General features: G+C 49.6%; 11 protein-coding genes. 4 read left to right on the top strand and 7 right to left on the bottom strand.

Annotated features, from left to right (window positions below; genetic code table 11):
- Window positions 1-115 precede the first annotated feature (115 nt).
- From ASG81_RS14745 to ASG81_RS14715, 7 genes are all read right to left on the bottom strand, one after another.
- Window positions 116-1,462 (bottom strand): GntP family permease, encoded by a 1,347-nt coding sequence (locus tag ASG81_RS14745; protein ID WP_056635407.1) that lies wholly within the window; start codon window positions 1,460-1,462, stop codon window positions 116-118.
- Window positions 1,463-1,540: 78 nt separating this feature from the next.
- Window positions 1,541-3,157, bottom strand: coding sequence for a response regulator (locus ASG81_RS14740; RefSeq protein WP_056635404.1), 1,617 nt, complete (start codon window positions 3,155-3,157; stop codon window positions 1,541-1,543).
- Complete coding sequence (locus tag ASG81_RS14735; RefSeq protein WP_081417348.1) at window positions 3,132-4,964, bottom strand: sensor histidine kinase; 1,833 nt, start codon at window positions 4,962-4,964, stop codon at window positions 3,132-3,134. The genes ASG81_RS14740 and ASG81_RS14735 overlap by 26 nt, the downstream gene beginning before the upstream one ends.
- The gene (locus ASG81_RS14730; RefSeq protein WP_056635401.1) at window positions 4,924-6,243 is read right to left on the bottom strand and encodes an ABC transporter substrate-binding protein; all 1,320 of its coding nucleotides are present in this window, start codon (window positions 6,241-6,243) and stop codon (window positions 4,924-4,926) included. Before ASG81_RS14730 ends, ASG81_RS14735 begins: the two co-directional genes overlap by 41 nt.
- Before the next feature lie 201 nt (window positions 6,244-6,444).
- Entirely contained in the window at window positions 6,445-7,263 is an 819-nt protein-coding gene (locus ASG81_RS14725) for a carbohydrate ABC transporter permease (RefSeq protein ID WP_056635398.1), read from the bottom strand.
- Window positions 7,256-8,140 carry a carbohydrate ABC transporter permease gene (locus ASG81_RS14720; protein ID WP_056635394.1) on the bottom strand — a complete coding sequence of 295 codons (885 nt, stop codon included), beginning with the start codon at window positions 8,138-8,140 and terminating at the stop codon, window positions 7,256-7,258. The genes ASG81_RS14725 and ASG81_RS14720 overlap by 8 nt, the downstream gene beginning before the upstream one ends.
- An 84-nt stretch (window positions 8,141-8,224) precedes the next feature.
- On the bottom strand, window positions 8,225-9,592 hold the full coding sequence (locus ASG81_RS14715; protein WP_056635391.1) for an ABC transporter substrate-binding protein: 1,368 nt from the start codon (window positions 9,590-9,592) through the stop codon (window positions 8,225-8,227).
- 292 nt (window positions 9,593-9,884) lie between these two features.
- On the opposite strand from ASG81_RS14715, the gene ASG81_RS14710 reads away from it, so the two are divergent.
- From ASG81_RS14710 to ASG81_RS32810, 4 genes are all read left to right on the top strand, one after another.
- Entirely contained in the window at window positions 9,885-10,562 is a 678-nt protein-coding gene (locus tag ASG81_RS14710) for a GntR family transcriptional regulator (RefSeq protein WP_056635388.1), read from the top strand.
- A gap of 20 nt (window positions 10,563-10,582) precedes the next feature.
- Window positions 10,583-11,674 (top strand): mannonate dehydratase, encoded by a 1,092-nt coding sequence (uxuA, locus tag ASG81_RS14705; RefSeq protein ID WP_056635384.1) that lies wholly within the window; start codon window positions 10,583-10,585, stop codon window positions 11,672-11,674.
- Window positions 11,671-12,525 carry an SDR family oxidoreductase gene (locus ASG81_RS14700; protein ID WP_056635381.1) on the top strand — a complete coding sequence of 285 codons (855 nt, stop codon included), beginning with the start codon at window positions 11,671-11,673 and terminating at the stop codon, window positions 12,523-12,525. The genes uxuA and ASG81_RS14700 overlap by 4 nt, the downstream gene beginning before the upstream one ends.
- Window positions 12,526-12,640: 115 nt before the next feature.
- A complete protein-coding gene (locus tag ASG81_RS32810; protein ID WP_235548876.1) occupies window positions 12,641-12,772 on the top strand; it encodes a DUF6254 family protein in 132 nt (43 codons plus the stop codon).
- The last annotated feature ends 56 nt before the right edge of the window (window positions 12,773-12,828 follow it).

The following is a 12,828-nucleotide window of genomic DNA, read 5'->3' as shown; positions in this document are numbered from 1 at the left end:
GAAAAAACGGATTAACCGTTTGAAAATAAATCGTTTTTTAAGCAAAAGGGGCTGTCTCAAAGGTCTAATGACCTGAGAGACAGCCCCTACAGTTCGTCCTAAATGATTCCTTCGATTAAACAAATATGTCCAACACAAGGATAAACGCAAGCGCTGCAACAGAAATGATCGTCTCTAAGGCCGTCCATGTCATAAGCGTCTCCTTGACAGTCATACCGAAGTATTCCTTAATGAGCCAGAATCCGGAGTCGTTGACATGGGATAAAATGAGTGAACCGGCGCCGGTAGCCAGAACAAGCAGCTCGACATTTACACCCGGCACAATAGCCGCGATTGGAGCGACAATACCTGCCGCCGTCATCATCGAGACGGTGGCCGAGCCTGTAGCGACACGGATCATAGCCGCGATTCCCCAACCGAGAAGAATCGGCGACATATGTGAAGCAGTGGCAATCTCCGCGATATAATCACCGATGCCCGAATCGAGCAGCACCCGGTTAAATGCGCCGCCGGCACCGATGACGAGCAGGATCGTAGCCGTAGGTGCCAGGCAATCGTTCGTAAATTTGAGAATCGAATCACGGCTCATGCCGCGGAAGAAGCCGAGACTGAAAAAGGAATAGATCGTAGCGATAAGCAGCGCAACGATAGGGTCGCCGACAAATTTACATGCCTGGAACAGGATTGTGCCTTTCTCCAGAGCCAAATCCGCGATCGAGGCGATGAGCATGAGAAATACAGGAACGAGAATGGTGAATAACGTATTAAAGAAACCAGGCAGTTTTTTTGTATCGCCGTTCTCCGTCAGCTGGTCACCCATTTCCTTAGGGACGGTCTTATGAATCCGGTTGCCGATCCATTTTCCATACAACGGACCTGCAAGGATAGCGGTCGGAAGCCCAACAATAATGGAATATAAAATCGTTCTTCCAACATCTGCGTTAAAAATACCTACGGCTGCCATCGCAGCCGGATGAGGAGGAACAAGTCCATGCACAACCGACAAACCGGCGACAAGCGGCACACCGATTTTGATAAGCGATACGCCGGTTTGTCTGGCTATCGTAAATACAAGCGGAATGAGCAGGACGAAGCCGACTTGGAAAAACACCGGAATGCCGACGAAAAAGGCGACGAACATCATTGCCCAATGGACATTTTTTTCGCCAAACAGACGGATAAGAGTCCGGGCGATACGCTCCGCTCCTCCAGATTCTGCCATCATTTTACCCAGCATGGTGCCAAGTGCAAGCACGACAGCCAGAAATCCGAGCGTATTGCCCATACCCGTTTTGATTGAATCGATGATACCCGGATGATCTTCCGTAGTGAACAAAGGCATGCCGGCAGCAATCCCGGTACCAATCGCCGTCACGATAAGGGCGACAAAAGGATTCATCTTCGCAACCGTAATCAAAAGCAGCAGCACCACAATGGCTGCTAGAACGATAAATAATAACACAAGCAAACCTCCCGAAATAGTATGATTAAGTTGCAGGTATAGGCCATAACAGCCGCATACCGCTTATACAAAATGGTCTTAAGAAAATCGGTCTCTGTATTCCTGAGGGGTCATGCCGAATTTTTTTTTGAAAGCATGATTAAAGGAATGCGGACGCTGATAGCCAAGGCTTGCAGCGATTTCATAAATTTTGTCCACGCTGTGCTTGAGAAGATATTCCGCTTTGTTCATGCGCACAAGCTGCACATAGTCACTTAAATTTTCACCGGTTTCCAGCTTGTACACCTTCGAAACATATACCGGATGAAGATGCACATGATCGGCGACCGCTTGCAAGGAAACATCCTGCTGGACGTTTTGTTCAATAAAAGCCTGGATCTCCCGGATCAAGGTTGTTCTTGAATCCTTCGTCTCCTGATCCATGTCCTCGCGAATTCTATGCAGCGTCCGAAGCGACCATTCGCGGAGCTGGTTCACGGAACGAAAAGGAAGACCTTCCGTCATTTTTTCGTATTCATCACCGAGCAATTCCGATAAATGCCTTCCGTTTTTATGCGCAATATACGAATAGGCGGAAGCGATCGTGAAATAGATCTCAAGGAGATGCTCCTGCGAACCGGATTGGATATCCTCCATGTCGTCAAAGATCAGCCGCAGCTTCTCTACGATGTCATCCCACCTCGCCGCCTCAAGCAAATGAATCAACGCAGGCGGTTCGTAGAGGCTTTTCAGCGACTCTATCCCCTTTTCCGAAAGATCGTCCTCCAGCCGCATAAATAGCTCCCGTTCACTTCCGATCCGTTTACGGAATGCTCCAATTGAACGGCTGTATAGCGTTGCCAGATCATTAGGAAACCGTCCGTCATGACAGACCATAACGGAGATTCTGCCCTTCAAATACGTGCCCACCGCCGTTTGTAGGGCAGCCGCCATACGCTCGAACCAGACGGTATCGTTCTCTTCGGCCGCCTCCCGTTTTGCTGTCATCGCAAAAACAAGATAATCAAGAGCATCTTTGGCATACCAGATCGCATATCGCCCGCCAAACAACTCTTCGACCATATTGCTGATAGCATATTCCTTCCAGGATAGATCTTGAAGATCATACTGGAGAAAAAGTTCATCCAAACGTACCACCATGAGCGAACAGGATTGCCATTCGTGATCGGAAAGCTCCAGCATCTTCATTTTGTTATGAAGAACGTCTGTCTCCCATCTTCGGCCCTGAAGCAGCTCAAGGAGCAAATTCGCCCTAAGCAAAGGAAGATTTTCCTTGAACGTATAGGTCAGCTTCTGATTGGATATGACTTCCTCCCATTCCAATTCCAGCTTTACCAGGACCCGCTTAACGGCCGTCAGCAAATCCTCTTCCTTTACCGGCTTCAGCAAGTAATCCTCGGTCTGGTACAGAATGGCCTCTTTGGCGTAATTGAAATCCGAGTACCCGGACAATAGTATGCATTTTGTTTTGGGCCAAAGCCGGCGGACCTCCGCGATCAATTGCAAGCCCGTCATGCCTGGCATTTTAATATCGGTGATGACGATATCGATGGAAAATTGCCTGAGGAGCGCGAGTGCTTCCAGTCCGGAATATGCCTTGAAAACCTGCTCGACGCCCACGGCCTTCCAGTCAATCGTGGTAGAGAAACGATCAACCACGTGAGCTTCGTCATCCACGATCAATAGTTGAGTCATCGTCTCCCTCCTCTAGCCTCGGTTTCGCAGGGCTGCTTGTCCGGTTCCATGTCAGAACGGCTGCCAGCCCTCCGCCTGGATCATGCCTGAACGTTAATCCCGAGCCTTCTCCAAATTGATACTGTAAACGCCGGTGTACGTTCCATGTCCCGCAGCCGAGTTCATCGGACATCGGTTCATTTAGTTGAATCGCCAGCTTGCGCAGCCCGGCCTCTGACAGCCCCGATCCATTATCGGCTATGATGATCCGGTTCCATCTGTCATTCTGCTCGCCTGTTATGGTAATGGCGCCGCCCTCCACCCGATGCTCAATACCATGGACAATGGCATTTTCAACTAATGGCTGAAGAAGGAGGCGCGGGACAGGCTCATCCATCATTTCTTCCGGAACGGTTATCGTAAACGTAAGACGCTGCATCCTCAAATGGTGGATATTCAGGTAGTGACGTACCAAATCGAGTTCATCCCGAAGGGTAACCTGCTGGTTCTCAACCCTTGCACTGTAACGATAATACTCGGCCAAATTTTCGGTCATGGCGATAACTGCATCCCGATCCTCCAGCATGGCGGAATTGATGACAAAAAACAGCGAATTGTACAGAAAATGCGGGTTTATCTGAGACTGCAGCTGCTTCAGCGTCGCCTCGCGCGACCGCAGCTTCTCCGTATAAACATCCTCGATCAACACCTGAATTCGGCCGGCCATTTCGTTGTAATGCCGGATTAAATCATCAAATTCGTTCTTTGCTTTATAATCAATACGCGAGGATAAATCCCCTCTGCTCATCCGTTTCACGCCTCTGATCATGTTTTGGATCGGAATCTGGACGTTACGGTAAAGCAGAAACGAAGCGAATAAACCGATCATAAGCAGAAAGGCAATTGAACCGTAGAACCAATTGCGCGCCGTTGTAATGGGAGACAATATCCTTTGGACAGGAACATAATCAACTAAATACCAGCCTAGTTGGCGTGATTTTACATAGCTGACCAAAAACGATTGATCGTTGATTACAACCGTTTCCTGACCTGCATCCGACAAGGACCTGTTCAGCACATCTCGTATAATCGGTTCTTCGATCAGCAAGTCAGGCGTGCTATTCCGAATCGGCCGGTAATCCGGATGATACAGGAATGGATCGCTATGCTTGTCCTTCCGGTAAATGTCCAGCAGGTCGGTAATGGTTTCCACCGGGAAACGAACCTGAAATACCGCATCGGCTTGCAAGGTGGCTGCCGCATTGGCGGGTTCGCTAGTCTCCCGGATAAAAGTACCTGCCGGAAATCCGCGGGAATAATCCTCTTCGTATGACCACGCCTTCCGGATGGGGACATCCCACTTCCACTCCCCAATACCGTTAATATAAATATTAGAGGACAGCACCTGCTTGCTCTTAGGCATCACGATTGTCAAATCATTGGTCCAGCTGCTGGACACGCTCTGAAGGCTCAATTTCTCCGTTAAGCGGGATTGCGCCTTTAACAGGTTGCCGACCGCCTCGCCGGTTCCCCCAATAAAATCCCGAATATGCGGATCGTAGCTTAAAATAACCGGAAACAAGGACAAATTCTCAATGTTCGAATCCATCCGGTTCAAAAAAAATGACAATTCATTCAAATTGGATGAGCGGAGCTGCTCCTCTACTACACTGCCCGCAATCCGGTTGGAGTAGCTGTACAAGAACAGAACCGGGATAAGCAGAAGAATGATCGTCATAATAATCTTGCCGAATATCGATAGCCTGTAATGTATGACGATCACCTTCTCATTCCGCTTCTTTATCCAATATCGCTTGCAGTGCGGCATTTGCTCTGTCCGCCGCCTGCTGAAGATCGGGATCCCCCATCATGACGCGTTGAACGATTTCTCCGACCGTTTCCCGGGCCTCCGCCACGTTGATAACTGTAGGACGGTCGTGGTCTACACCGCCGACGCCGGATTTTTTGATTACTTCAACCATCTCTTTCGGGAACCCCGCCGTTCCCTTGGACATGTTCCAAACGGAATGACGCGCACCCGGATTGCCTTTGCGCTGCGTTTGAAGCACAATCTCTTTACTCGTCGCCCAGCGGATAAATGCCCACGCCGCTGCTTTATCGGCGGCTCTCGGATTCATGGCCAGTCCCCAGGATGTAATATTGTAAGTTCGSGAGCCGCTTCTGCCGGCGGGAAAAGAAGCATATCCGATATGCTCGGATATCGTTGAACGCGCCGGATCGCTTGCGCTTTTATAAATCGAATTCGCATCCGTATAAAAGGCGGCTTTGCCTTCGGCAAATAGCGCGCTCGCTTGCGGCCAGGACATGTTGATTACTCCCGGAGGACCGTAATCTCTTAGAAGGCTTCCGTATATGGTGAACGCTCTCATCGCTTCCGGCGTATTGATGGTCGCTTTTTGCCCGTTGGTGAAATCACCGCCTTCGGAATATAGAAAGGACGAAACCTGCGTCACCAAAGCGGAACGCCCCCCTCTTGCGATAAAGCCGTAAACTCCGCTATCCGGATCATGCAGCTTCCGGGCTGCGGATACAAGCTCGTCTATCGTATCCGGCACCGGAATGCCAGCCTTCTGCAACAGATCTTTCCGATAGTACAAGATTCCCTGCTCCATTATGACCGGAATGCCCGCAAGCTTTTCATCAACGGTTGCAGAGCGGATTGCTTCGCCTGAAAAATCGCTGTAATCGTACTTGGCATCCTTTTGAACATAGTCATCAAGCGGCTCCAGCCAACCGTTTTTATAAAAAAGCTTCCCTTCCTGCAGGGGACGATACATAAATACATCCGGCGTTTCCGATCCGGTTGTCAGCTGCAAAGTGAGCTTCTGGGTCAGCTGGTCCTCGAAAAAACCTTGTATGATCACGTTTATGCCCGTTTCGGCTTCAAATTCGGGAAGGAGCGGCTTGATTGCGTCCGCCCAAGGATGATTAGCCGTTACCAGTGTAATGGTTTTGCCTTGAAACGGCTGAGGTGACTCCCTCCTGTTATCCCCGGAATGGGAGATGCCTGTACAACCCGACGCCAAAACGGAAACCAATAGAGTCCAGATTGCCGTAAGCATCCACAGGCTGCGAAATCGCTTCATAGATCTGTCCTCCTTATCGCGACACCCGATAATATTAAGATTACTCAAACTCATCTCTTTCCGATATAACTAATTCTAAACATCGATAACCAATAGTAAAGCAAATTTCGACATGTCCATAATCTTTTGACATTCCGGTCACAACCAGTCTTCCCTACATTGATACAATCAATAGCATATACTTTCAAAACTTAAAGGCGTTTAGCCCTTCACTGCGCCGGCCGCTAAACCGCTGACGACATAACGCTGCGCAAGCAAGGCGATTATAAGTACGGGAAGGGTGATTACACATGCAGCCGCCATAAGCCCGCCCCAGTTGATTTCCGAATACGACATGAAATTGAATACCGCCACCGGCAGCGGCTTTGTCTTATTACCGGCAAGAATAATCGAAAACATAAAGTTATTCCACGAGAAAATGAACGAAAGCAGGGAAGACGTAATGATACCGGGACCGGAAATCGGTAAAATGATCCGCATAAAAACTTGATGACGCGTACAACCGTCAATTAGACCCGATTCCTCGATTTCGGTAGGAAGCGCTTCGAAGAAGGAAATCATGATCCAAATAATGAATGGCAGCCCCACGAGCATATGACTGAGGATCAAAGACGTGTATGAGTCTATCAACTCAAGTTTCGAAAATAAAATAAACCAGGGGATCAAGAATGTAATCCCGGGAATAATTCGGGCTACGAGAATGACAAGCCCTAACTTGTGAAGGTTATGTCTGGCGATTGCGTAAGCCGCCGGCAGCCCAAGCAGGAGGGCAAACAGCGTCGATCCAAGCGCGACAACGAAACTATTGAAAATATATTTAAGAAAATCATATTCCTTGAATACATCCGTATAATTGTCCATCGTCGGTATAAACACAAACAACTGATCCGTCGACATGATTTGCCCCTGCGTTTTGAAAGAAGCCAGCAGCATCCAGAAGAAAGGAAAAGCGAATAAAAGAAGCACAACCATTGTTAAAGCGCCGAAAATCAGATTTGCTGCCTTCTTATGCTTATTCATAGGGCCCCTCCATTCTTTTGCGCATCAAGATCATAATTATCGTCAAGCCCATGACCAACGCGAAGAATAGGACAAGGAGCGAGGAAGCCATTCCCAGCTTAAAGTATTGAAAACCTAATACATAACCGTATATGTTCAACGTCTCGGTAGCTAGATTCGGTCCGCCCTGCGTTGTCGCATAAATAATATCGAATGTTTTTAACACATCGATCAAGCGCAGCATCGCAGCAACCATGATCGTTGGCTTTAATAGCGGAAGCGTAATAGAAATGAACTTTCTCCATCTGCCGGCCCCGTCGACGTCAGCCGCTTCATAGGGGTCGGTCGGAATCGTAGCCAGCCCAGCCATGATAATAAGAGCGATCATCGGAGTCCACTGCCAGACATCAACGATAATAAGCGAAGAAATAGCTTGATTGGGGGAAGCGAGCCACAGCTGCGGCTTCAGTCCGATCGCTTTCAATATCATGTTGGCCGCGCCGATTGTCGGCTCATAAATCAACTGCCACACGAGCCCCATCGCAACCGGAGTTGACACCATTGGCAGTAGGAAGATCGTTTTCATCACATTTTTGCCACGGAAATCCCTAGAGAGCAGTAAGGCAATTGAAACTCCTAACACGACTTCAACGGCAAGCGCCGCAACCGTAAAATACATAGTGGAGCGTGCCGCCCCCCAAAACCGGCTGTCGTTCAAAAGCGTAATGTAGTTGCCCAGCCCAACCCACTTTGGCGGCGTTATGGCTGACATACTCCACTCAAAGAAACTTATCCGTACGGTATATAGGATTGGGAATACCATCATGACCAACACGAATATCACTGCAGGCATCGTATAGATCCATTTCAAATTTCGATCAAACCAGTTGTACTGCATATGGAACTCCCCTTTCCCCCAGATCAAAATCATAAATCAAAAGGGTCACGGAATGACCCTTTTGATGATTAGGCCGTCCCGCCTTTATTTTGTTTTTTCGTTATCGATAATCACTTGCAAGGCTTCATTAGCTTTATCTGCAACCGGTTGAATGTTCTTCTCTCCAGTCATGATCTGCTGAACGATCTCGCCTACTGCATCGCGTGCTTCACCGACACTAATGACGGTCGGACGGTCATGGTCGATACCGCCCTTCACGCTTTCTTTGATGACATTTACCAGCTCAGACGGAAATCCGGTTGAACCCTCAGGGTTATCCCAGACAGAAGAACGCGCTCCGGGATTACCTGCTTGCTGGGTTTTCAAGACCATCTCCTTGCCTGTCGCCCACTGAATGAATGCCCATGCCGCTTCCTTATTGACTGCATTCGCATTCATGGCCAATCCCCATGAGGTAATGTTATACGGTTTGGAGCCGGCCGATCCGGCCGGGAACGGTGCAAATCCTATTTTATCGGCAATTTGCGACTTTGCAGGATCCGTTGCATTCTTATAGATTGAGTTTGCGTCCGTATAGAAAGCCACCTTGCCTTGCGCGAAAATGCCGATCGCTTGCGGCCATGACATATTGAGTACGCCCGGAGGGCCGTAATCCTTCAATAAGGTGCCGTAGGTCGTAAAAGCTTTAATCGCTTCCGGCGTGTTGATCGCCGCCTTATCTCCGTTCGTGAAATCTCCGCCTTCGGAATACAGGAATGAAGAGACTTGCGTGACAAGCGGAGAGCGCTGTCCTCTGGCTACAAAACCGTACATCTCTTTACCTGGGTCATGAAGCTGTTTAACCGCAGCAACCAATTCATCAATCGTTTTTGGTACCGCGATCCCTGCCGCTTCCAGCAGATCCTTACGGTAATATAAGATTTCCTGCTCTGTAATGATTGGAATGCCGGCTACCTTTCCGTCTACGGTCGCCGATCCGACAGCGGATTTGGACAAATCGGCAAAATCGTATTCGGGGTCTTTACTCACGTATTCATCCAAAGGATATACCCAGCCGTTTTTGAAAAACAGCTTGCCCTCCTGGAGCGGACGATACATGAACACATCCGGCGTATTGGAGCCCGTGGTGAATTGGACCGTTAGCTTCTGTGTCAACTGATCTTCAAAATAACTCTCCACTTTTACTTTCATCCCCGTCTCGGCTTCAAACTCGGGAATGTACGGTTTAATCGCATCTCCCCAAGGGTGGTTCGCAGTTACTAATGTGATACTTTTGCCTTCAAACGGTTTTGCAGCTGGCGCGGCGTTATTTATGCTATCCGTTGCCGTCTTCTCTTTGCCCGTTGTTGTGTTGCTAGTTTGTCCACCGCCGTTTGAGCACGCTGCCAGCATCGTTGCAGCAAGCACGATGCTCAATCCCTGGCCTAGCCAGCGTTTTCTGAACATTCTCATACATAACCCTCCCATGCAATCTTTTTTGTATGCGCTTTCAATATGAAGTATACAGATGCATGACGACGGATTATATAACTATGACTAAACATTGATAACTACACTTTAAGGTATTTATTCGTCCGCAAGCAAAAGGCTTTCAATATTAATTAAAAGCTAACTCCAGATCATTGAAGGGCTGTCTCAGAAAGTAGATCATCTACTTTTGGGACAGCCCTTCTAGCGTTTTCCCGCTTCACACTAACAAACTTGTATGGTAGTATGGTAGTTAGAAAACGAAAGGAATGAGTGTATGGATCTCAGTCTACGCCCGCAGCCCGTTTCCACCAGGGATGTTGTCTATTTGCAGCTAAGAGAACAAATATTGAAGCTTGAGCTGCCGCCAGGAACATCTCTATCGGAAAATGAAACCGCTCTCTTATTCAAGGTCAGCCGTACGCCCGTAAGAGAAAGCTTCCTGCGGCTTGCTCAGGAAGGACTGGTTCAAGTGCTTCCGCAGCGCGGCACATTCGTTTCTTTAATCGATACAGCGCTCGTTGAAGAAGCCCGTTTTATGCGGGAGCAGCTGGAGAGAGCTGTCATCCTGCTCGCTTGTGTACATTTTCCGGAGCAAGCGCTCTTGCAGCTGGAGATGAACCTTGATCAACAGCGTGAGTGCGTCCGCAAGAAGGATGACAAGAGCATGTTCGAGCTTGATGAGGCTTTCCACCGCATTTTGTTTGACGGCTGCAGCAAGAGCAATACCTGGACGATCATGAAGCAAATGAACGCCCACTTGAATCGAAGCCGCATGCTGAGTCTCGTGGACGATCACAACTGGGAGCATCTTTATGATCAGCACCGCTTAATGGCCGATGCGGTAAAGGCGCAGGATGGCGCAGCAGCCGAACGGCTGATGACCGAGCATCTTACTCTGAATATAGCCGATCAAGCGCTGCTGAGGGTGAAGTACCCCAATTATTACAAATAATAACGGGAGGTCCGATTCAAATGCAAATGACATTCAGATGGTTCGGCGAGGGTAACGATACCGTTCCCCTTAGCTATATTAAGCAAATTCCAGGCACGGACGGCATCGTCTGGTCGCTGCATGATGTGGCGGCTGGAGTGGAATGGCCGCTGGAGCGGATTTTGGAGGTAAAGCGGCAAGCGGAGCAAGCCGGCCTGCATATCGATGTCGTTGAAAGCGTTAACGTTCACGAGGATATTAAGCTTGGCCTGCCCTCTCGCGATTTGTACATCGAAAATTATAAGAGGACGATCGAGAAGCTTGGCAGCGCCGGGGTCAAAGTGATCTGCTACAACTTCATGCCGATCTTCGACTGGCTGCGCACCGATCTGCACAAGCCGATGGGCAACGGCGCAACGGCGTTATTTTATGAGAATAGCCGGATTGCTAATGCCGACCCTTTCCAATTGGTCGAGGAGATTAATGCGAACTCGGCGCTCACGATGCCCGGCTGGGAGCCGGAGCGGCTTCAGCATTTGACGAGGCTGTTTGAGGCTTACCAAGGCGTGACGGAAGAGCATTTGTGGGAAAATCTTCGTTATTTTCTAAATGAAATCATTCCTGTAGCTGCCCGCTGCGGCATCCGAATGGCCATTCATCCAGATGATCCGCCGTGGCCTTTGTTCGGCTTGCCGCGCATCATGACCTGTCAGGAAAACTTCAGAACGTTTTTAAAGCTGTACGACAGCCCGTATAACGGCATCACGCTCTGCAGCGGCTCGCTTGGCGCGAATCCAAACAATGATATTGTTGCAATGATCCATGAGTTTGCGGATCGTATTCCGTTCGCGCATATCCGTAACGTCCGCGTTTACGAAAACGGAGACTTTATTGAGACCTCACACCGGACGCAGGACGGTACAGTCGATATCTCCGGAATCGTACGCGCTTATCATGAGATCGGCTTTACGGGCTATGCAAGACCTGACCACGGCCGCCATATTTGGGATGAGCAGTGCAGACCGGGGTATGGCCTTTATGACCGCGCTCTCGGCATTATGTACCTATGGGGACTTTGGGATGCTTATCAGCTTGCGGCGGTTTCCGCTGGAGAGCGGGTGGCGCAGCTATGACACAGCTTCCAAGGCATGAATCGCTTGTTGGCAAGGTAGCCGTCGTAACCGGCGGCGCCGGTGTGCTGTGCCGGGTAATGGCGCTTGAGCTGGCCCGCCAAGGCGCTAAGATTGCGATACTCAATCGCACGGCAGAGAAGGGCGCGGCTGTAGCCGCGGAGATTAAGGCTGCCGGCGGAATAGCGATTGCCGTTGCTTGCGACGTGACGAGCACGGAAAGCACCAGAGCAGCCGGCGCAGCCGTGCTCGAGCAGCTCGGCCGCTGCGATATTTTGATCAATGGCGCAGGCGGCAATCATCCGAGTGCGAATACGACGAATGAAACCTTTAAGCAAGGGCATCTGAACGCGGACAATACGACTACGCTGTTTAACTTAAGCGTTGACGGGTTCCGCAGCGTCATGGATCTCAACTTTGTAGGCACGCTTATTCCTACGCAAATATTTGCGGAGCAGATGCTTGGTAAGCAAGGTGCAGTCATCATTAATATTTCTTCCATGAGCGCTCCATCGCCGATGACCAAGGTTCCTGCCTACAGCGCGGCCAAAGCGGCGATCGTCAACTTCACGCAGTGGCTGGCCGTTCACCTTGCAGAATCGGGCATTCGCGTTAACGCGATCGCCCCCGGCTTTTTCTTAACGGAACAGAACCGCAAGCTGCTATTGCATGAAGACGGATCATTGACCGAGCGTTCGGGCAAAATCATTTCGCACACCCCGATGCGCCGCTTCGGCAAGCCGGAGGATTTGTTAGGCGCTCTACTTTGGCTCGCCGACGAGACAACCGCCGGCTTCGTCACGGGAACGACGATACCCGTTGATGGCGGGTTTTTAGCTTACTCGGGCGTTTAAAGCGGGAACTATCGATCAATCGCTCTTTCGTTATCCTCCTCAAATTCCGTTTTCTCCTCCGTATGAGTTAGGCAGCATTATGCCACCCTACAGGAAGAAAGGAGGAGGAATCGCAATGACATCGTCCAAAAACCGCCGTGAAAATACTTGGCACCAGCGAAAGCATACGCAGCAGCCGCATGGCAAAGTGAAGTCGCTCGAAGAATTAAGCCAAGAAGGCGTCAGCTCTAAATCCAAACAAGAATAATAAGCTCTGCCTTTTCTGTCAATGGACAAGCAAAACCTCCATACCGCGCATGTGCC

Source organism: Paenibacillus sp. Soil522, assembly GCF_001428245.1.
Taxonomy (GTDB): domain Bacteria; phylum Bacillota; class Bacilli; order Paenibacillales; family Paenibacillaceae; genus Pristimantibacillus.
This window is presented reverse-complemented; position numbering and strand designations above follow the sequence as displayed.